The organism is Tenacibaculum sp. Cn5-46, from assembly GCF_022347705.1.
In the GTDB taxonomy this organism is placed as follows: Bacteria; Bacteroidota; Bacteroidia; order Flavobacteriales; family Flavobacteriaceae; genus Polaribacter; species Polaribacter aiptasiae.
In genome coordinates, this window is record NZ_JAKRGD010000002.1 from 388,226 (window position 1) to 410,777 (window position 22,552).

At 29.8% G+C, this 22,552-nt stretch carries 19 protein-coding genes; 11 read left to right on the plus strand and 8 right to left on the minus strand.

Translation table 11 applies throughout. The features are described from left to right. Positions 1-25 precede the first annotated feature (25 nt). Positions 26-691, plus strand: coding sequence for a hypothetical protein (locus MHN29_RS05730; protein WP_235274310.1), 666 nt, complete (start codon positions 26-28; stop codon positions 689-691). Further along, positions 691-1,953, plus strand: a complete 1,263-nt coding sequence (locus MHN29_RS05735; RefSeq protein WP_235274309.1) for an outer membrane protein assembly factor — start codon at positions 691-693, stop codon at positions 1,951-1,953. The genes MHN29_RS05730 and MHN29_RS05735 overlap by 1 nt, the downstream gene beginning before the upstream one ends. 62 nt (positions 1,954-2,015) lie before the next feature. On the opposite strand, the gene MHN29_RS05740 is transcribed toward MHN29_RS05735, so the two are convergent. The 6 genes from MHN29_RS05740 to MHN29_RS18335 form a co-directional block, all read right to left on the minus strand. Then, entirely contained in the window at positions 2,016-4,103 is a 2,088-nt protein-coding gene (locus tag MHN29_RS05740) for a S46 family peptidase (protein ID WP_235274308.1), read from the minus strand. A gap of 41 nt (positions 4,104-4,144) precedes the next feature. Next, positions 4,145-5,029 carry a sterol desaturase family protein gene (locus MHN29_RS05745; protein ID WP_235274307.1) on the minus strand — a complete coding sequence of 295 codons (885 nt, stop codon included), beginning with the start codon at positions 5,027-5,029 and terminating at the stop codon, positions 4,145-4,147. Between the two features lie 76 nt (positions 5,030-5,105). Continuing rightward, positions 5,106-8,219, minus strand: a complete 3,114-nt coding sequence (locus MHN29_RS05750; protein WP_235274306.1) for a carboxypeptidase regulatory-like domain-containing protein — start codon at positions 8,217-8,219, stop codon at positions 5,106-5,108. A gap of 82 nt (positions 8,220-8,301) precedes the next feature. Next, on the minus strand, positions 8,302-8,982 hold the full coding sequence (locus tag MHN29_RS05755; protein ID WP_235274305.1) for a DUF2064 domain-containing protein: 681 nt from the start codon (positions 8,980-8,982) through the stop codon (positions 8,302-8,304). A gap of 123 nt (positions 8,983-9,105) precedes the next feature. Beyond that, positions 9,106-9,852: a uroporphyrinogen-III synthase gene (locus tag MHN29_RS05760; RefSeq protein WP_150898313.1), complete on the minus strand. Its 747-nt coding sequence runs from the start codon at positions 9,850-9,852 to the stop codon at positions 9,106-9,108. A gap of 12 nt (positions 9,853-9,864) precedes the next feature. After that, positions 9,865-10,539, minus strand: a complete 675-nt coding sequence (locus MHN29_RS18335; RefSeq protein WP_370630565.1) for a DUF4271 domain-containing protein — start codon at positions 10,537-10,539, stop codon at positions 9,865-9,867. A 51-nt stretch (positions 10,540-10,590) separates the two neighbouring features. On the opposite strand from MHN29_RS18335, the gene MHN29_RS05765 reads away from it, so the two are divergent. The 3 genes from MHN29_RS05765 to MHN29_RS05775 are packed head-to-tail and all read left to right on the plus strand — an operon-like array spanning position 10,591 to position 13,106. Further along, complete coding sequence (locus MHN29_RS05765; RefSeq protein WP_235274304.1) at positions 10,591-11,313, plus strand: polyprenol monophosphomannose synthase; 723 nt, start codon at positions 10,591-10,593, stop codon at positions 11,311-11,313. A gap of 2 nt (positions 11,314-11,315) precedes the next feature. Further along, entirely contained in the window at positions 11,316-12,650 is a 1,335-nt protein-coding gene (locus MHN29_RS05770) for a dihydroorotase (protein ID WP_235274303.1), read from the plus strand. Then, positions 12,651-13,106 (plus strand): DUF4296 domain-containing protein, encoded by a 456-nt coding sequence (locus MHN29_RS05775; RefSeq protein ID WP_235274302.1) that lies wholly within the window; start codon positions 12,651-12,653, stop codon positions 13,104-13,106. Here MHN29_RS05775 and MHN29_RS05780 read toward each other — a convergent pair. Then, positions 13,096-14,097: an NAD-dependent epimerase/dehydratase family protein gene (locus MHN29_RS05780; RefSeq protein ID WP_235274301.1), complete on the minus strand. Its 1,002-nt coding sequence runs from the start codon at positions 14,095-14,097 to the stop codon at positions 13,096-13,098. The genes MHN29_RS05775 and MHN29_RS05780 overlap by 11 nt on opposite strands. Positions 14,098-14,159: 62 nt before the next feature. On the opposite strand from MHN29_RS05780, the gene tyrS reads away from it, so the two are divergent. The 6 genes from tyrS to MHN29_RS05810 all read left to right on the plus strand — a co-directional run bounded on the left by tyrS (position 14,160) and on the right by MHN29_RS05810 (position 21,591). Then, positions 14,160-15,452: a tyrosine--tRNA ligase gene (gene tyrS, locus MHN29_RS05785; RefSeq protein WP_235274300.1), complete on the plus strand. Its 1,293-nt coding sequence runs from the start codon at positions 14,160-14,162 to the stop codon at positions 15,450-15,452. Between the two features lie 366 nt (positions 15,453-15,818). After that, positions 15,819-16,136, plus strand: coding sequence for a hypothetical protein (locus tag MHN29_RS05790; RefSeq protein ID WP_235274299.1), 318 nt, complete (start codon positions 15,819-15,821; stop codon positions 16,134-16,136). 87 nt (positions 16,137-16,223) lie between these two features. Continuing rightward, a complete protein-coding gene (locus tag MHN29_RS05795; RefSeq protein WP_235274298.1) occupies positions 16,224-17,270 on the plus strand; it encodes a transporter in 1,047 nt (348 codons plus the stop codon). A 33-nt stretch (positions 17,271-17,303) separates the two neighbouring features. Next, entirely contained in the window at positions 17,304-19,652 is a 2,349-nt protein-coding gene (locus MHN29_RS05800; RefSeq protein WP_235274297.1) for a TonB-dependent receptor, read from the plus strand. A gap of 64 nt (positions 19,653-19,716) precedes the next feature. Next, positions 19,717-20,961 (plus strand): PepSY domain-containing protein, encoded by a 1,245-nt coding sequence (locus MHN29_RS05805; RefSeq protein WP_235274296.1) that lies wholly within the window; start codon positions 19,717-19,719, stop codon positions 20,959-20,961. 78 nt (positions 20,962-21,039) lie between these two features. After that, positions 21,040-21,591, plus strand: coding sequence for a DUF2911 domain-containing protein (locus MHN29_RS05810; RefSeq protein WP_235274295.1), 552 nt, complete (start codon positions 21,040-21,042; stop codon positions 21,589-21,591). Positions 21,592-21,638: 47 nt separating this feature from the next. Here MHN29_RS05810 and MHN29_RS05815 read toward each other — a convergent pair whose 3' ends face one another. Continuing rightward, the gene (locus MHN29_RS05815) at positions 21,639-22,544 is read right to left on the minus strand and encodes a DMT family transporter (protein ID WP_235274294.1); all 906 of its coding nucleotides are present in this window, start codon (positions 22,542-22,544) and stop codon (positions 21,639-21,641) included. Positions 22,545-22,552: the final 8 nt, after the last annotated feature.

Genomic DNA, 22,552 nt, shown 5'->3' on the forward strand with positions numbered 1-22,552 from the left:
TTGCTCAGAGAATAATGAGGAACTTATGCCTGTAACGCTACAAGATTATCTTAATCTAAACTCTAGTTTATCGGTGGATGAAGTAATTGCTTGTGCAGCTAGTAAAGAATCAGAAAATAATATATCGTATATATTTTATTATCCAGAAGTAGGAGCTACAGAGATTAAATATTTTGAAACAACTAATGTTGAAGACGATAAAAATAATTTTTCACTTTATAAAGAAAAAGAGTTGCCTAAGGAAGATGTTTTTAATGGATATTTAGGTAGATTTTTGAAAACTTCATCAACTGAAAAATGGTGTATAGTAACTTATAAAACTGAAGGAAAATTTCATAAGTCCAACCCAATCCGATTAAAAAACATAACAAAACCTACTGAATGGACAGATATGGTTACTTTAAATACTTCACAAAATTTAATGCCTAAGTTTTCATGGATAGATGGAATGGTAAAAGAAAATGCTATTTACTTTCAAGTAATCACAGATGCCGAAAATAACCTATTATCAGGTACTTATACGTATGAAAAATGTTTTCAATATTATAATCTATCTAATGTAGTTTTAAATGTAACAAGAAATACACCACCTAGTTTAATTAAAGGAAAAGATTATGGATTTACAATGATGGGAGTTAGTGAAGATAATTGGGTGAATTTAGTGATTCAAAAAAAAATTAAAGCAGAATAATGAAAAAGAAACTATTTTTTTTAATTGTAATATTTTATAGTCTTGTCACTTTTTCACAAGAAAAAATTATTGTGGATATAAAAGTTAAAGGAGCTAGAAAAACCAAAATATCAGAGATTAAAAAAATAATAGAAACAAAGGTAAATACTAAGGTCGACTCGGTTTTATTAGTTAATGATATGATTCGACTAAAAAGATTACCTGCAATATCACATGCTTATTTTCAAGTCTTTTATTCTCACGATAATAAATACAATGTTTTTATTAATGTAGAAGAGAATTTTACAATAATACCAGAGTTTAATCTTTGGACAACAACCAATAGAAAAACGGCCTATAAAATAGGATTGTATGAGTATAATTTTTTAGGTAGAAATATAGCTTTTGGAGGTTTTTATCAGAATAATGGATTCAATTCTTATGGAATCAACTTTCGAGCACCCACACTATTTTCTAATAAGTGGGGACTTGCTCTAAATCATCAAAACTGGATAAGTGAAGAGCCTTTATATTTTGATGATAAAACAGCTAATTATAAGTATCAAAACACGTCTTATGAAGTTTTAGGTTTGTACCAGATGGATTTCAAAAATAATTTACAATTTGGTGTAAACTATTTTAAAGAGAAATATGATTATTTATCAGGTGATACAGCGCCAAATGTTCCTTTACAATTGAATGTGAATAAATGGTTGTTTAAAACAATCTATACATATGATGTTTTAGATTATTATTATCAATACATAAGTGGTTTTAAAAATCAATTATACGGTCAGTATGTAATTTCTGAAAATGAGTATCAAGAAGATTTTTTAATTTTTTGGAACGACTTATTCTACTACAAGAGAATTGGAAAAAAAGGAAATTGGGCAAATAGATTACGTATAGGATTATCGTCAAATGTAAAAAGCCCGTTTGCCCCATTTGCCTTAGATAATAATGTGAATTTACGTGGAGTGGGAATTTTAGTTGATAGAGGAACGGGAAGTATTGTATGGAATACAGAATATAGACATACCTTATATGAAAATAATTGGCTTGTGTTACAAGGTAATGTTTTTAATGATTTTGGTACTTGGAGAAACCCTGGAGGTAGTTTAAATGACTTTTTAAAATCGGAAAATGTTAGAGTTTATTCTGGTGTTGGATTGAGATTTATAAATAAAAAAGTATTTAATGCTGTGTTTAGAATAGATTATGGTGTTGGACTTACCAAAAATGCTTCTAAAGGTTTTGTTTTTGGGATAGGACAATATTTCTAACAAACAAAAAAAGTGAAATTCAATTAAGAACTTCACTTTTATATATTTGTTTTTATTAAAAATTACTTCTTAGGGTGAACTAATTTCATTTCGTCAATTAGATGTTTCGCTCCTGCATATTTATCAACTATGAATAATACATAACGAAGGTCAACCATGATATTTCTACAAATTTCAGGGTCGTAATTAATGTCACTCATAGTTCCTTCCCATACACGATCAAAATTTAAACCAACTAGGTTTCCTTCAGCATCAATTGCTGGACTTCCAGAATTTCCTCCAGTTGTGTGGTTTGTTCCTAAGAAACATACAGGAACTTTTCCGTTCTTATCGGCATACTGTCCATAGTCTTTAGCGTCATATAAGTCACGTAGCTTTTTAGGAACATCAAATTCATAATCACCAGGAACATATTTTTCTATTACACCATCTAGATAGCTTACTGGGTTGTAATACACAGCATCTCTTGGCGAATACCCTCTTACTTGTCCATAAGTTACTCTCAAAGTGCTATTAGCATCTGGAAAATAACGTGCATTAGGAAGAGCTTCCATTAAGGCTTTCATATATTGTTTTTGTAAAGCAGTAATTGGTTGGTTTTTATGCTGGTACTCAGGGTTTATTTTAGTGTAAAATTCCTGAACCATTGGTTTAGCATATATATATGCTGCATCTTTATTTAAATTCTCAACTACTTGTTTAGCATCACCTTCCAATAATTTTAAGGCTTTGTCTAAATCCGTAAAACTAGTTTTGTTATATATCGTAGCATCAACGTTTTTAGAATATAATGGCATTACATTTTTAAAAACACCTTTATCTACGTTTACATCGTAATTTTTATGAATTCTTTTCAAACGAGCAATATATCCTTTTTTAGCTTTTTCAAAATTTTCAGGTTTATTTAAAGCAACTTGCTCTAATTGATAAGCTCTAAAAGCCATTTGCATTAGTTCATTGGTAACTAAAAATACTTCAATAAAATTTCTTCTTTTAATATTGATAGCAGCAAAATCCTTATATAATTTTTCAAATTCAGGTAAAATTTTACCATACTTATCTTCTAGTCCTTTTTCTTTTAAAGCTTTTTTAAAGGTTTCTTCAAAAGCTTTACGTTGTGCAATAGCATTACTTTTTTTGATACCTAAGTTTTCACCAATCCATTTTTTCCAAGCATTTGCAATACGTGCTTGTTTAGATGCATATTTAATTCTAACAGCATCACTGGCTTTCATTTGTGCATCTATTTCTTTTAAAGCTGCTTCTCTAATAGCAATGTTACTAGGGTTAAATTCTTGTGTAATATGCTGAATTGCTACAGCTGGTAAATATTCATTAGTACGACCAGGAAAACCAAATACCATTGTAAAATCACCTTCTTCAACACCGTCTAAAGAAACAGGTAAATAGTGTTTTGGTTTGTAAGGAACGTTGTCTTTACTGTATTTAGCAGGACGGTTATTTTTATCAGCATAAATTCTGAATAATGAAAAATCTCCAGTGTGACGTGGGAAAACCCAGTTATCAGTGTCACTTCCAAATTTACCAATACTACTTGGTGGAGCTCCAACTAAACGAACATCTTCAAATTTTTCAGTAACAAATAAGAAGTATTGATTTCCTTTATAAAAAGGACGAACTTTTACATTTTGCCAGTCTTTCTTTTTTGCTGTTTTCTTAAGATTGTTGATGTTTTTATCAATAGTAGATTGTTTTTCACGCTCAGTCATTGCATCTGTAACTCCAGCCAAAGCTTGTTTAGTTACATCATCGATACGTACAATAAATTCAACATATAAACCTTCGTTAGGCAATTCTTCTTTTTCATTCATTGCCCAAAAACCATCTTTCAAATAATCGTTTTCTAATGATGAATGTGATTGGATTTGTCCAAAACCACAGTGATGGTTTGTAAGAATTAATCCTTTAGGAGAAATTACTTCACTAGTACAGCCACCGTTAAAGTGTCCTATAGCATCTTTTAAACTAGATTTGTTTACGTTATAAATATCTTTGGCAGATAATTTACCACCTAAAGATTTCATTTCTTGTTCGTTCATTCCCTTTAAGAGAGAAGGAATCCACATTCCACCTTGTTGAGCAGAAACCTGAACAACAATAAAAAGGAATAGAATTTTTATATATTTCATCGAATGTTAATTTTAATTCGATAAAGATACAAAGACGTAAATTATTTTTTGTTAAGAGGGTATATTTCTTGACCAATAAAGTCTTTAGGGAAGTCTTCTTCACCTTCAAAACCTATTTCAATATCACGTCCATCATGAGGTATATAATTGGTTTTGAAAATATAATCCCAAATACTTAAGGTAATCCCAAAGTTTACTCCTGTTCTTCTGTTTTCTGGTAGTTCTTTGGCGTGGTGCCAAATATGCATTCTTGGGTTATTTAAAATATATTTCAACCAACCATAATCCCAATTAATATTTGCATGATTTAAATGTCCAATCATAATGTTAAAGAAATGAATTATGGCTACATCTTGAGCTGTAAATCCACCCATAATAGCTAGTGGAATATATTTCATAGAATTGTATACAACAGGTTCCATCCAATGATAACGTAAATGAGCCGCAAATCCCATTTGTTTTACAGAATGATGCACTTTATGAAAGTTCCATAAAAACTCATACTTGTGCAAGAGTGTATGTGTAAACCATTGTACAAAATCAATTACTATAAAAAACACAAGTAATCTAGCCCAGTAAGGAAATGTATTGATATCGAATAATTGGAAGTTGTCAATAGAAAGTCCTACCAAGCCAAGAATGTCATTAAATAATTCAGCAGAAGTATTAGACAAGGCAATTAAAACAATAAGATTTAATAAAAAGAAATTAAAGAACATGTAAAATGTATCTAGCCAAAAATCTTTTCTAAAAAGAGGTTGGTTTTTACGCCAAGGAAAGATAATTTCTAAAGCCCAAACAATTAATGAAATTAGAATTAAGCCATAGAAATAATTCTCCCAATTTAGTTCCATTAAAACAGATTGTTTAATATAGTTCCAGTAATTGGAATAAGAGTTTTTTATGATGTCTAAATATTTATCCATATTCTGTTTTAAAAGAAACGTTTATTTCAAAGTTACTGAAATAAACGTTTTTAAATTGTTACAAGAGTTACAAATACTAGAATTGATATTTCAATCCTAATTGAGCTTTCCAACGTGAATTAATAGCATCGGTAACCCAAGGTTTTGCATTTTCGTCAATAGTAAATTGATATACTGGTTGATTGTTTTGCACACCTTTAAACTCTAATAAGTTAAAACTAGAGTTTACTACGTTTGGTACATAAACCAATCGACCCCAATCTTTATTTAGTAAGTTCAATACATTAAAAATATCTAAACTAACTTGTAAGTTGTTGTTGTTTTTAAATGGTATGTTATATAAAAATTTTGCATCTAATTGATGATTCCATGGTGTTCTTGCTCCATTTCGTTCCGCATAAGAACCGCGATTATTTCGTAAATATTCGTTGTTGTTTATAAAGTTATTTAATCGATTCCATTGCTCTTGAGAAGAAACAATTACATTCCCTGTTCCATCAGTAATGTCTTGTAAATTAATTTCACTTTGGTTTGCAGGTATATATACTAAGTCGTTTCGAGACGAACCATCTCTATTTACATCTCCTTGATATACTATTGAATATGGACTACCAGAAGTTCCTGTATATAGTAAAGAAGCTTGTAGTTGATGTTGGTTTTTAAAATTGAAATTATAACCTTGAGAGGATACTAATTTATGACGTAAATCGAAGTTAGAAAATGATAAATTAGGATTATGAGAATTAATAGCTTGATTCCATTCAAAATTTGCTGCTGAAGAATTTCTTACAGTACTTGAAATATCTTTGCTTTTCCCATAAGTATACCCAATAAAACCATTGTAGTTTTTGTCTTCTTTGTGTAATCCAAAAGTTAAATTATATCGATAACCTCTGTTGGTATTACTAAGTAAAAAAACATTAGTGAAGTTATTGTTTACTCTAGTTCCGTTGTAAAATTGACGAGTATCTGCTCCAGAATAATTACTGAAATCTAAACGACGATTGATAGATTGAAAGTAAATACCTTTTAAAACTTCTGTATAAGTTGCTTGAGTTGTAAATCGGAAATTTTTAGGAAGTTTAGCTTCAAAGCTTAAACGTGTTTTCCATTCTCTAGGTAATTCGAAATCATTATCAATTAAATTAATTTCTGTTAATCCAGGTTGTTGAGCAGCTAATGAACCTAAATTTTCTACTAATTGAACTGTGTTTCCACCAGGTCTAATATCTACATTAAAATAATCGGTTCCAGAAATGTATTCAGCATATGCAAACCATAAATATGGAATACGTCCTGTAAATAATCCACTTCCCCCTTCTATAGTATATTTTCTGTCTTCATCTAAAACATATTTAAAATTAAATCTAGGATTTACATGTGGTTTAGCACTAATTTTATTGGTAAACTGACTAAACTCAGGAGTGTTTTTTACTAAAGGGCTTAAGGGAAGTTCGTCTAATAGTAATTGATTGTCTAAACGTAAACCAAAGTTAACAGTTAATTTATCGTTTAAACGAATTTTATCCTGTACGTAAATAGCTGAGGTTAATACATCAATTGTTGCTGAAGGACGATTGTTTACAAAATCGAAAGAATTATTTGTTACATGGTATACACCACGAATTCTTGAAGGTCTATCATTTAAAAAATCATCAACAGATTTATAGGCCCAACGCCCATTCCAAGCGGTTAAGAAACCGTAATCGATATCGTTGTATTGTAATAACAATCCACCAGTAATAGTATGGTTGTTTTTATAATAAGTAAACTTATCTGTTAGCTGAAAGGTGTTCAAGTTTGTATTGTAAATAGATGCTTCTCTATAGGTTCCAGCAAAAATTCTGTTAGAAGTATCCGTAATTTCTATATGAGGAAACACTCTTCCATCATAACTTCTGTCTTCTTTTACTTTGGTATAACCAATGGTTAGTATGTTAGAAGTATTTTCAGATAAAGTTGAATTTAATTCAAAAGTAGTACTGTTCAAAATACTATTATGTCGATATCCTTGATTACCAAAGTTGAAAACAGCTTGATTCCATTCTAAATTATCAGCAAAACTTTTTACAAAATTGTTTCTAAAAGTAAGTTTATGTTTCTTAGAAATATTATAATCTAAACGAGCAAAAATTTTAGTAGAAGCAGTTTTTATATCGCTGCTTTCAAAAGCACCAGGATTGTAGTTGTAATCATTTTGAAGTTTGTTAGCAATATCAATTACAGTTTGTTTATTAATATTAGAACCATTAGTTCCTGGAGCTCCAATTAAAGGGGTTTTACTTAATGCTTGTTCTACATTTACATAATAAAATAGTTTGTCTTTTTTTAGAGCACCTCCAATACCAGCACCTAATTGAATATCGTAAAAACTATTTACATCTTGTTTAATTCCGTCTGCATAAGACCCTACCAAAAGTTGATTGTTCCCATAACCATAAACTTCTGTTTTAGTAGTGTTTGTACCGTTTTTGGTAACAACATTAATATTGGCTCCTGTAAAATTTCCAACACTAACATCAAAAGGAGAAGTTTTTACAGACAACTCTTTAATAGCCCCAAAGCTAATAGGTTGGCTGCGAGATAAACTTCCAGGAGTTCCATTTGCAGAAGAGCCAGCAGCACCACTAGCAGGTTCTTGAAATCCAACTACATCATTACTTGCAATACCATCAATATTAAAGTTGTTGAAACGATTACTAGCCCCTCCAAAAGAGTTTAAGTTTGCTTCTGGTAAGTTTCTAGTTAAATCTTGTACACTTCTACTAATAGTTGGTGTTTTTAGTAATTTTTGAGCATTTATAACAGTACCATTTTTTCTTGAAGAAGTACCAGTAATTACTACTTCTTCTAATGCAGTGCTTTCTTCTTTTAGTTCGATGTCTAATAGAGTGGTTTTCCCTAAGTTAATAGTTACATTGTTTAATTTGTAAGTGTTAAACCCAACAAAGCTAACTTCCACAATATATTGATTTCCTGGAGGGATATTAGCAATTACATAATGACCTGTTTCTTGAGAGGTGGTTCCGTATATAAAATTGGTTTCAGTATCTTTTATTATTACAGTGGCAAAAGGAATTGCTTCATTGGTATTGTCAACTATTTTTCCTTCTAAATTACCAGTTGTTTCTTGTGCATAAATGCTTACTGTTAAAAGCAACAGTATAATTACATTAATTTTAGTTTTCACGTGAATTAAGTATTGACTTTAATTATTGAATTGATGTAGAGAAGAGTTCCTTTTAAGAAAAACTTCAATGTAAGTATGATAATTAAAGAGTAATTGGTGAACCTTTATTAAAAAAAGAATAAGAATAACTTTTAGATGTATAAAGATTCTCAAGAAATGAGATGACTTTGTTGGTAGTTAACTCAATAAGCTCTCTTAGAACAGAAAAAGAGTTTTTAAATTGATCTATAAAAAAGTAAATGTCTTTTTTTGAGTCAATATCTGCTAAGTAAGCAAGTTGTGTAATATTGATGTTTCGCTTAACAAAATAATTTTTTAACTCAGAAAATACTTTATGGGTATTCCAAGTTATTTTTTTGAATGCTTCTAAAGAAAACTGTTCTTTATTTAAGGCAATTAAATAAGTTCCTCCGTCATAAGAAGGTCCTAAAGTAGCATTTCTGTTTTCTAAATTGTGTAAAGCTTTTAAAAGGTGTGAAGTCTCTAAATTTGGACTATCATTACCTATGGTAATTATTTGTGAGTAACCTTTATTAAAAACAGTTTGAATAGCATTTGCAAATCGTTCACCGAAACTTGAACCTATTTGTTGCTTTTCGGTAATTACTAAAACGTCAGTTCCAGTTTTTTGTGCTTTTTCAAATGTTTTTTGATTTAATTGTTGAAAGAGCTTCTTACTTTTTTCAAAAACCTTATGATTCGCTTCTTTCTCGGGAGAATAAGCAAATAATAAAATTGCAGTTTGTTTTTGATAATGAATCATTTAAAGAAACTCTGTTTTTACAAGACTTTAATAGTCGAGTAAAAGGTAGGTTCTTTACAGTAATTCATAAAAAAAACCATCAAATTTTCTTGATGGTTTTTTTTTATGCTAGTTAAAGTAGTTTTACTTTTTGTTAACTTCTTTAATATATTTATCTAAAGCCATAGTCATAGAAGGAGTTTCTGGAGTTGGTGCAGCAATGTCTACACGCAATCCTCTATCCTTAACAGCTTTAATAGTTGTATTACCAAAAACAGCTATTCTTGTGTCATTCTGTTTGAAGTTAGGGAAGTTTTTAAATAAACTATCAATACCAGAAGGACTAAAGAATACTAAGATGTCATAAAAAACATTTTCTAAGTCAGATAAGTCACTTACAACAGTTTTGTATAAATCAGCACGTTTCCAATCAACACCTAATTTATCTAATTCGGTAGGAATTAACGGCTTTAATTTATCAGAAGAAGGTAATAAGAATTTCTCATCTTTATGTTTCTTAATTAACTTAGTTAATTCAGGAAATGTTCTATTACCTACATAAATTTTACGCTTTCTGTATACTACATATTTTTGTAAATAATATGCAACAGCTTCTGATTGACAGAAATACTTCATATCATCAGGAACAGTAAAACGCATTTCTTCAGCTATTCTAAAGTAATGATCTACAGCATTTCTACTTGTCAAAATAATTGCTGTATAATTGTTTAAATCAATTTTTTGAGCTCTTACTTCTTTTACAGAAATTCCTTCTACATGAATAAACGAGCGGAAATCAATTTTTACTTTTTGTTTTTCAGCTAAGTCAAAATAAGGAGAGGTTTCTGTCTTAGGAGCAGGTTGAGACACTAAAATAGTTTTAACTTTCATATAACTTTCTCTTTACGTAGTTGTTGTTGTTTTATAAAGAATTAATAGCGGTGCTATTTCAAGGACGCAAAAATACAAAATAAAATAGAACAACTTACTTATAACTAATCTTTTGTTATTAAGTAAAATTAAAAAGCCTCTGAAAGCAAATAAAATAAGGAAAAAACTGAGTAAATATAAGTTTTCCTTAAAGGCATATTGATAGAGAATTATAGCAGGAAATAGCCATAAACTTAGTGTGTAAAGGTAACCAGATTTCGTGTATAAGAAATATTTTGTGACTAATGATAAACCTAAAATGTTAGAAAAAGTAAAGTCTAGTAATCTTCTAATAAAGAAATAAAGACTAATAATAGAGAGTAATATTAGGTAATTTAAAAAGCTTTGATCATAAATTTTTGGAGTAAATACAAAAAATAGAAATAATGATATTACAATAGAAGAAAAAGAAAACAATAACAAATGAAAAGGTGAATATATAGAAACATTATTCTGAACTTTTTTTTGAAAAAAACCAGGAGTAAAAAAAGCCAAAGCATATCCTAATAGCTTATTGGGCTTAATTAATTTCATTATAGCTAATAAGATAATAACAAAAAGAATTACTAGAGTAATCCAGTTATCATTGGTTATTGTACGTTCAATAGCTTGCAATATTATTTGTTTTTTATCGTATTTAATTAACACAAAATTAGTGATTATTTAGTGTATATTTGCCCAGATTTAGATGAAAATTACATGAAGTCAGACGCTTTAGTTATAATTCCTACATACAACGAAAAAGAAAATATAGAAGCAATAATTCGAGAAACTTTTAACCAAGAGAAAGAATTCGATATTTTAATTGTTGACGATAATTCACCTGATGGAACATCAAATATAGTTGAGGGTTTGCAAGAAGAGTTTGCAGAGAGGCTTTATATTGAAAAAAGAACAGGGAAAAATGGTTTAGGTACTGCTTATATTCATGGATTTAAATGGGCTATAAAAAAAGGCTACGATTATATTATAGAAATGGACGCCGATTTTTCTCATAATCCAAAAGATTTGAATAGGTTGTATAAAGCTTGTGCTGTTGATGGTGCTGATGTTTCTATTGGTTCACGTTATTCTATTGGGGTAAATGTGGTTAACTGGCCAATGAGTAGAGTATTATTATCGTATTTTGCATCTAAATATGTTCGTTTTATTACTCGAATTCCAGTACATGATACAACTGCAGGTTTTGTATGTTGGAAAAGAAAAGTATTAGAAACAATTCAGTTAGATAAAATTAAGTTTGTTGGATATGCTTTTCAAATAGAAATGAAGTTTAAAGCGTGGAAACATAAATTTAAAATAAAAGAAGTATCAGTTATCTTTACTGATAGAACTTTAGGAGAATCAAAAATGAGTGGAGGGATTATATCAGAAGCTCTATTTGGTGTTATAAAAATGAGGTTAAAAGGATTACCAAAATAATTATGCAATCATATCTAATTAAAAACGCAAACATAGTTAACGAAAACAAGGTTTTCAAAGGAGATGTTTTAATAGAAGGAAATTATATAAAACAAATTTCTGAGGAAATTGTTAATACGTCCGATGCTGAGGTAATCAACGCTGAAGGAAAATATTTAATTCCAGGTATGATAGATGATCAGGTGCATTTCCGTGAGCCTGGTTTAACGCATAAAGCAAATATTGGAACAGAAAGTAAGGCTGCAATTGCTGGAGGAATCACTTCTTTTATAGAAATGCCTAATACAGTGCCACAAGCAACTACTCAAGAATTATTAGAAGAAAAGTTTCAGATAGCATCAAAAACTTCATATGCTAATTACTCTTTTATGTTTGGAGGAACAAACGATAATTTAGAAGAGTTGTTAAAAACGGATTCTCAAAATGTAGCAGGAATTAAATTATTTTTGGGTTCATCTACAGGAAATATGTTAGTAGATAATGAAGAAGTCTTAGAAAAGATTTTTTCTTCAACTGATATGCTAATATCTGTGCATTGTGAAGATGAGGCTACAATAAGAAAAAATACTGCTGAGTATAAAGAAAAATACGGAGAAGATATTCCTATAAAATATCATCCTATAATTAGAAGTGAAGAAGCTTGTTACCTTTCTTCTTCAAAAGCTATAGAACTAGCAAAGAAAACAGGAGCACGTTTACATATTTTTCATTTATCAACTGAAAAGGAAACTCATTTATTTAGAAATGATATTCCTTTAGAAGAAAAACAAATTACAGCAGAAGTTTGTGTGCACCATTTATGGTTTACAGATGCTGATTATGATAAAAAAGGAACGCATATAAAATGGAATCCAGCGGTAAAAACTCAAAAAGATAAAGATGGGTTATGGAAAGCATTATTGGATGATAGAATTGATGTAATAGCTACAGATCATGCTCCTCATACTTTAGAAGAAAAAGATAATGTATATACGAAAGCACCAAGTGGAGGACCTCTAGTTCAGCATGCGGTTTTAGCAATTTTAGAGAAAGTAAAAGAAGGAGTACTACCTATAGAAAAGGCTGTTGAGAAAATGTGTCATAATCCGGCAAAACTTTTTAAAGTTTATAAAAGAGGTTTTATAAAGGAAGGATTCTATGCTGATTTAGTGCTAGTTGATAACGAAAAATGGACGGTTTCTAAAGAGAATATACTATACAAATGTGGATGGTCTCCATTTGAAGGAACCGAGTTTTCAAATAAAATAACTCATACCTTTGTCAATGGAAACTTAATGTACGATAACGGTGTTTTTGATGAGCAGATAAAAGGAGCTCGATTAGAATTCAATAAATAAATGAAAAAAATTTTATACATAACAGTTCTTTTATTTTTAGCTTCTTGTACTAGTAATACTATTTACAAAAAGCCTAAAGATTTAATACCTAAGGATTCTATGATTTCCTTGTTAACCGATATGTATATCGCTTCATCAGCTAAAAACGTTAAGAATAAGTTTTTAAAAAAGGAAAAAAATTATGTTTTTCTGGTGTATGAGAAGTATAAGATAGATAGTACTCGATTTGATAAAAGTAATGATTACTATACTTCTAAAATCGAAGAGTATACAGTTATTCTTGGAAAAGTAAAGTTGAGAATAGATTCTATTCAGAAGTCAATTTTAAAGAAACGACGAATTCAAGATTCATTGAATAATAAAACTAAGCCTCAAAAAAAGATGTCATTAAAATTAGAGGAGAAAAACGAAAAACTATCTAAGAATAAAAAAATAAGTAAAGAAATTAAAGAATAAAGTCTTTACAAATTTTTAAAATAGCTGAATCAATTTTAGCAAATTTAAAATTTAATGCTTCTTCAATTTTTAGAGAAGTATAATAAGATTTATTAAGTGACGATTTAGCTGAATTCTTAGTTAATAAAGGTTTTTTTCCAGTTAATTTGGTTAATAGCCAATCAAGTCTCCAAATAATAGCCATCAATAATTTACTGCTTTTTATAGATGGTCTTTTTTTATTAAATCCATCAGCAATAGAAAATAAAATATCTTTAAACGATTTGTTTTCTGAAACTAAAATAAAACGTTCGTTTTTAATATTAGATTCCATTAATAGTATCATAGTTTTTACAACGTCTTCTACGTGTACGAAACCAGTAACCCCTTCAGTGTAAAATTTAAAGCCATTATAAACTTGTGAGAATAATTTGCTAGAACCTTCACTCCAAAATCCACTTCCTAAAATAACACCTGGGTTTACAATTACCACATCTAATCCTTCTTGACTACCTCTCCAAACCTCCATTTCAGCACCATATTTTGTAATAGAGTAATCATTATTATCACTACTGTCCGACCACTCATTTTCTTCATTAATAGGTTTACCATTTATAGAATCACCTACAGCAGCAATAGAGCTTACAAAACAAAATTTTTCAATATTATTCTCAATAGAAAAATTAATCATATTGGCAGTACCATCAATATTAACTTGACGCATTTTTCTATAATCTTTTGGGTCAAAAGAAACCAATGCAGCACAATGATATACTTCAGTTATACCTTTGAAAACGGATTCAAGTGAAAAAACATCAGTAATATCTGAAATTACCCATTCTATTTTAGAAAAGAATTGATCAACATCATCGGTATAATAAGAGAATATTTTTTTTACATACTCTCTTTTCTCATTAGTTCTGTATATAGCTCTTATAGCTTTTTCTTTTTGAACTAAATTGAATAATAAATGTGAGCCAACAAGCCCAGTTCCCCCAGTAACTAAAATCATAAAGCGAATTTAGCTTTTTTTGGTTGATAAAGTTATCTTTGCTGACTGATAAATTTATGACGATGAAAAATTTTATTGAAGAGTTAAAATGGAGAGGAATGTTACACGATAGCATGCCTGGAACAGAAGAGCATTTACTAGAGGAAATGCGTAGTGCTTATGTTGGTTTTGATCCAACAGCAGATTCACTTCACATAGGTAACTTAGTTCCTATAATGTTATTGGCACATTATCAGAGATGTGGGCATAGACCAATTGCTTTAGTTGGTGGAGCAACAGGTATGATTGGTGATCCTTCAGGAAAATCATCAGAGCGTAATTTATTAGATGAAAAAACATTACGTCATAATCAAGAATGTGTAAAAGCACAACTACAACATTTCTTAGATTTCGAATCTGATGCCGATAATGCTGCTATCTTAGTAAACAATTATGATTGGATGAAAGAGATTTCATTTTTAGAGTTTATTCGTGATGTTGGTAAGCACATTACAGTAAATTATATGATGGCTAAGGATTCTGTAAAAAACCGAATTGGTTCAGAATCTAAAGAAGGAATGTCTTTTACAGAGTTTACTTACCAAATGGTACAAGGATATGATTTCTTACACCTTTACAGAGAAAATTCAGCAACTTTACAAATGGGAGGTTCTGATCAGTGGGGTAATATTACTACGGGAACAGAGTTAATTAGAAGAATTGGTGGAGGAAAAGGATATGCAATTACATGTCCATTAATTACAAAGTCTGATGGTTCTAAATTTGGAAAATCTGAAGGAGGAAATGTATGGTTAGATGCTAAAAGAACTTCAGCTTACAAATTTTACCAATACTGGTTAAATACATCAGATGAAGATGCTGAAAAGTATATTAAGATATTTACATTCTTAGATAAAGAAACAATAGATGCTTTAGTTGAAGAACATAAAGAAGCGCCACACGTACGTATTTTACAAAAACGATTAGGAGAAGAAGTTACTGTATTAGTTCATGGACGAGAAGAATATGATAAGGCAATAGCGGCTTCTAATATTTTATTTGGAAAGTCTACTGCAGAAGATTTAAAATCATTAGATGAGCAAACATTTTTAGATGTTTTTGATGGAGTACCACAAGCAGAAGTATCTAAGTCAGATATTTCAGAAGGATTATCTATGATTGATGCTTTAGCAGGAAAAACAAGCTTTTTAAAATCTAATGGAGATGCACGTAGAGCTTTAAAAGAAAATGCAGTTTCTGTTAATAAAGAAAAAGTAAAAGACGATTACGTAATTACAGCAAATGATTTAATTGCTGATAAGTATGTATTATTACAACGTGGAAAAAAGAGTTATTTCTTATTAAAAGTAGCTTAATTAAGAAGCTATTTTTACATTAAAAGTTAAAGGGCATCGCTTACAGTTGATGCCTTTTTTTTGGTACTTATTGCAACACTTACTTTTAGGTTTTATACAGTTAGACGCACAAGCTGTAGAGCATGCTGTTTCTTTTTGAATAGGAACAATTGGTGTAACCTTTTTATTTTCAGTATAAAAGACAATCATATTTCTAAAATCTGGTGCAAATATAGCAATTTATTTAGAACAAATTAAAATAATATTTATAGCTCTTTTTATTGAGAAAAAAAACAACTTGAAGTATCTTTGCACTTCTAAGATTTCAAAATCATTTTGTTACAAAAACTAAGCATATATTTATTTGTTTTGTTGTACACAATTGCGATGTTACGACCAATAACACCGTTTGTTGAGTACGCAATAAACTACGATTATATATCGAAGGTTTTGTGTATTAATAAAGACAAACCAGACCTAGGATGTAATGGTAAATGTCAATTAATGAAAAAGCTAGAAAAGCAACAAGATGATGATTTTAAATCGTTACGAATAAATATAGAAGAATACCCAATAGGTTTTGTTGAATTACTTTCAGTAAAAGAAGAAAAAGTTCTTTTTAATAATGCAAAACAATTATTTTCTTACAATAATAAGTATTCTTATTTATTTTCAAATACAATCTTCCATCCACCTACGGTATAAATTTTACATAAACGCCTTTAATAAAAAGCTATTTGTCTTATAGATAAATAGCCTAAAATACTATTGTAAAATTTAAAAACATAACTGATGAAATTATCAAAAATCATCTTTACAGGGATTCTTATATCCTTATCACAAATAATAAACGCTCAAGAAGCAACTGAACATAAAAACGAATGGAAATCTAATAGGCCAGATGGTCATGCACCAATAAGTGTAATGGGAGACCATTACCACCATAAAGGAGAGGTAATGTTTTCGTATAGATTTATGTATATGAATATGGAGGGGTTACAAAAAGGAAGTGACGCTATTTCGAATACAGAAGCACATAATGCTGGCTATATGGTTACACCACTTTCAATGCCAATGAAAATGCATATGCTAGGAGCTATGTATGCACCATCTGATAAAGTTACTTTAATGGCAATGGTAAATTATATTGAAAACGATATGGATTTACAAATGCGCAACATGATGACTGGAATGATCATGCCTTTTTCAACTTCTTCGTCTGGTTTAGGAGATATAAAACTAGGGATGTTATATAAGTTTATCAACGAAAATAGAGGTTCGTTACACGCTAATGTTGGTATTTCTATTCCTACAGGAGAATTAAATGCAAAAGATGTAACACCTATGTCAAATCCAAATAAAATTCAATTACCATATCCAATGCAAATAGGAAGTGGAACTTATGATGCAGATTTAGGATTAACATACTTAGGGCAAGCAGAAACTGTTTCTTGGGGAAGTCAGTTAAAAGCAACATATCGTTTTGGGAAAAATGAGTATGATTATTCTTTAGGAAATCGTTACAGCTTAAATTCTTGGTTTGCAGTTAAAACTCATCAATGGTTAAGTTTTTCAGCTCGTTTAGAAGGGTTAATTGTAAGTTCAATTAATGGAAGAAACTCTAATTTAAATCCTATGATGGTTACTACTGCAGATACAATGAATTCTGGAGGGAAATTTATCAATGGAGGTTTAGGTTTTAATGTATATGCTTTTAAAGGTTCATTAAAAAATCTTCGATTCGGATTTGAATTTAGTACTCCATTATATCAAAACTTAAACGGAATTCAGTTAAAAAATAAAGAAACAATTACAGCGGGACTACAGTATTCTTTATAGATTTTAATTAAACATATCAAGTTATTTTTCATTATGAAAAAGCAAGCATTATTTATATGCCTAGGGTTACTATTGCCTATATTTAACGGTTTTTCACAAACAATATTCAAAGGTAAAGTAGTAAACAATCAAAATAATCCAATTGTAGGAGCTACAGTTGCATCATTAACAAATAAAAACAAAGGAACCATAACAGATATTGAAGGAAACTTCTCTATAAAATTAGAAGAAGGAACTGTTCAAATATCAAGTATAGGTTATGAAACAAAAAAAATGCAGTTAAGCAATAATAACCTTATTGTTTTAAAGCAAGTAATAGAAAGTTTAGAAGAGGTTATCGTTTCAGCAAGTAGAGAAACACAAAAGAGGCAAGAAGTTTCGGCATCTATAGGTTTACTAACTGAAAAACAAATTCAAGAAACCAAAGCTTTCGGAATAGAACAATTAGTAAATCAAGTGCCAGGGGTGTTTATGAGTACATCAAAAGCTTCTAGTAACGAACAACATTTTATGGCAACACGTTCGCCAATATCAACAAAATCGTTGTTTTTGTATGTAGAAGATGGTTTGCCAATACGTCCAGTAGCAGTGTTTAATCACAATGCATTATTGGAAATGAACAATACAACTTTTGGTAGAGTTGAGGTGTTAAAAGGACCAGCATCGAGTATTTATGGAAGTGAAGCTATTGGAGGAAGTTTCAATTTTATTACTAAAAATCCTAGAAAAGACTTTGGAGGTTCTGTTGGGTATCAGATAAATGATTTGGGACTAACAAAATACGAACTAGAAGCCTCTACAACAGTAAACGAAAAGTATGGTTTTTATGTGGGGGGACATCATATACGTAGAGATAATGGAGTGGTTGGACATTCAGATTATGAAAAAACAGCAGTCTCATTTAAAAATGTAAATGATTTTTCTGAAAGTTTAAAATGGACTAATAGCTTAACTTATATCGATTATAGATCTGATATGTCTGGTTCTATTTCAGAGAAAAATTATACAGATGGAAATTATGAAAGTAATCAAACATTTACAGAAAGAGAAGCTAAAGCATTTAGGTTTCGTTCTACAATAGATAAGTATTGGAATGAATCTAATAAAACATCGTTCAATTTCATTTACAGAAATAATGAAATGAACCAAATACCATCATACAGAATTAGACAAAATAGAGTTAGTGGTGTGTTAGATGGAACTGGAAGAGGAGAAATCAATTCTAATAAATTTAAAAGTTATGTAGGTTTGATTCAGCATAAAATCGATTTTAATTTTGCTAATTCTAGTTTAATAGTTGGAGCAACTACCGATTTTTCACCTCAAACCTATCAGGCAGAAAATATCGATGTTGTTGTAGATATAGCGACTGCTCAAAATATTGATTATTCGGTTAAAAATGGAGATTATATCTTAAAATATCAAGCAGATATATTTAATTACGCAGGATATGCGCAATTTGAAATTTCACCTATAGAAAAAGTAAAACTAACTGGAGCTTTACGTTACGATGGTTTTACATATGATTATGATAATTTAGATGAAGCTAATTCTGGAGTTCAAGATACTAAAGTAACCTATACAAACTTTTCACCTAAACTAGGAGTAAATCTAAATTTAACAAAGAGGGCGGGGATTTATTCTAATTACTCAAAAGGATTTACTCCGCCACAAGTGGGAACTTTATTCAGAAATGGGAAGAATACTACAGGGAATGCATTTACTTTAAAACCAGCGGAATTTCATAATTACGAACTAGGAGCATATTATTCAATACCGTCGAAATTAAAGGTAGATATAGCAGTATACCAATTAGATGGTATCAATAGATTAGTTTCTATTAGAGATACTTCAGGAAATTTTATTCAAAAAAACGCAGGAAAAACACGTTCTATGGGAGTAGAATTAGGACTACGATATAATGTGATACCTAATTTATTTGTTAATTATAGTGGAAGTTATGCTACACATGAATACTTATCATTTTTTGAAAACAATGTAGATTATTCTAATACAGATATGCAAACAGCTCCTAATTATATAAGTACAGCTTCTTTAAATTATAAGCCAATATCTGATTTGCTTTTAACGTTAGAGCATGAGCAAATTGGAGAATATAACACAAGTTTTGAAGGGCAAGCTGTAATAGGAAAAGATACTTCTGGAGGAGACATTTTAGGAACTTCTACATATGGAGGGCATAACATTTTCAATTTTAGAGCAAATTATACTTACAAGCAGTTTGAAATTTGGGGACAAGCATTGAATATTTTTGATAAGCTTTATGCAGTTAGAGCTTCATACAGTAGATGGAGTAAGCAAAATACGTATAGTATTGGTAATCCAAGAGCATTTCATTTTGGAGTGAAATATAACTTTTAATAGTAAGCGATAGCTAAAAATTAACCTCATAGTAGTAAAGCTATGAGGTTAAAAAATATTCAAGATGAAAAATAGAAAATTAAATCAGTGGTTGTGGAAATGGCATTTTATTGCTGGAATTATATCACTTCCTTTTGTATTGATTTTGTCAATAACAGGAGCGGTTTATTTGTTTAATCCCAAAATAGAAAAAGAGGCCAAAGAGAAGTTTAAAAATGTAGAAATTACATCTCAAAAACCAATTTCTTTTCAACAACAATGGGAAATAGCAAAGAATCAAATGAAGAAGAAGCCCAATGGTATGGTGTTGTCTTTAAATTCAGAAAAAGCTACTGAGTTTGTTTCGGGTAGATTTAGTCATAAAAAATCATTGTTTGTTAATCCTTATGCAGCTGAGGTTTCTGGGAAATTCTCTCCAAAAGATACTTGGATGTATTCAATTAGAAAGTTGCACGGAGAATTATTAGGAGGTAAAATAGGAACAAAACTAGTTGAATTGATTGCTAGTTGGATGATAGTATTAATTATAACAGGATTGTATGTTTGTTGGCCATTTCAAAGAGGTATAAAAGGAATTTTTACAATTCGGTTCAAAGAAGGAAGAAGAATTTTGTTTAGAGATTTACATGCAGTAATTGGATTTTGGATTTCGGGATTATTGCTTATTACTTTGGCTGGAGGCTTACCATGGACAGATGTTTTTGGTGCTAATTTTAAGAAAATACAGAAACTCACAAATACAGGTTATCCGAAAACATGGAGTGGAAGAGGTTTAATATCAGTTGTTTCAGATAAAGCTTTAACTTTAGATGAAATGGTTACAATTGCAAAGCAGCAAAACCTGAAAGGAGTAGTAAGTATAGGGCTTCCTAAAAATGCTCAGAGTACGTTTAGTGTTTCTAACAAAACATTTGATTTAGAAGCTCAAAAAATGTTACATTTTGATCAATATTCAGGTAAGTTAATAAAAAAGCATAATTGGAGCGATGTTGGTTTTTTAATGAGAGGAAGAATGTGGGTAATGGCATTTCACCAAGGTCAGTTTGGAGTTTGGAATTGGTGGTTAATGTTTGGAGTTGCAATCTTATTAACTATTATGAGTGTTGGAGCAATAGTCTCATACATCATAAGAAAACCTGAAGGGAAATTAGGAATTCCTAAAGTTTCTAAAAAGTTTACAATTGGTCCAGTTGTTATAGTTTTGTTACTATTATTAGGATTGTTGTTACCTCTTTTTGGAATTAGTTTAGGACTAATTGTAGCTTTTGAATTCATATCAAAAAAGTCTGGTATACTTTTAGATGAATAAATTTTACATAATTTTAGTGAATTTTTACGTTAGCTTATATAATTTTGATAATTAGAATTCACCTTAAATAAGTACCTCATGAAAAAAACTATTTTAACAGTTTTAGTTTTTGTAATTACTTTAGTTTTCTCAAATGAAGTAAATGCACAAAATTTTCCAAAATTAGACAAGAGTCCAATGGACGCTGCTATGTATCCTAGCAAATCTAGAATATTAGATAAGTTAGTTAAAGTGATTTATAGTCGTCCGCATTTAAAGAAGAGATCTTTGTCAAAATTAGCCCCTAATGGAAAAATATGGAGAACAGGAGCTAATGAAGCAGCCGAAATTACTTTTTATAAAGATGTGAATTTTGGAGGAAAAACAGTTGAAGCAGGAACCTATTCAATGTTTACAATTCCAGGAGATAAAGAATGGACAATAATTTTAAATACTGCTTTAAATGTTTGGGGAGCGTTTTTTTATAATGAAAGTGATGATGTTATAAGAGTAAAAGCTAAAGTTTCTAAAACCAAAAAAGCGATTAAAAATTTCTCAATTGTTTTTGAAGGAAAAGAAAACGATTTGACAATGTATTTAGGTTGGGATAAAACAATTGTATCGCTACCAATAAAAGGTAAAAACGAATAGACAGTTTAAAAGAAAAGCCTCATAAAATTATGAGGCTTTTTTGTGTTTTATTTTTTAGGAGTTTTACTAATTAAGTAAACACCTATTACTACAAGAAAACAGCTTATTATTTTAACAGGGTTAATATCTTGGGCATATTGTGTGTAACCTAATACATAAGCATAAATACTAACCATAATAAAACTAACGGCAGGCTGTAAATATATATAGCTACCATTAACTGAAGGAGAAACATAGTTTAAAGCATAAATGTTAAATAAGTAAGCTAAAAAGGTAGTTCCAATAATAACAAAAGAAATTGCTAAGTATGTTTGAGTAGTAAATGCAGAAAAATCAACAGTAACAATATCAGTTGCTCCAAATGGAAACATAAACATAAATCCAAATAAGAATACCCAACTAATAATGGTAATAGAGTTGTATTTCTGCATCAAAGGTTTAACAAGTACCAAATACAAGCCATAAGAAATAGCATTGATAAAAATAAAAAGATTACCAAGTAAAGAACTAGTTCCTTTCGACTGATTTCCATACCAAATTAATAATACTGCACCAATACCACCTATGGTAATTCCTAAAAGTTTAAAAAGAGTTATTTTTTCTTTTAAAAGAATAGCGCTAAAAACCACAGCAACAATTGGAACCGCTGTAATAATTATGGAAGCATCAATAGGAGATGTTAAATTTAAACCGTGAAAAAACAATAATTGATTTGCGGCAACTCCTAGCAATCCACAAAGTATTAGCTTAGGAAAATCTTTTTTCTCAATTTTTTCTTTTATAAACGATTTAATAATCCAAAAAAGAATTCCAGCACCTAAAATTCTTAAAAAAACAAAAGCAGAAGGTCCTATTTTATTAGGCATTACTCCTTTAGCAATTAAATAATTAGCGCCATAAATAACATTGGCACTGAGTAAAGCAAGATGAGCTTTTAAAATATTGTTTTTCAAAATAATGA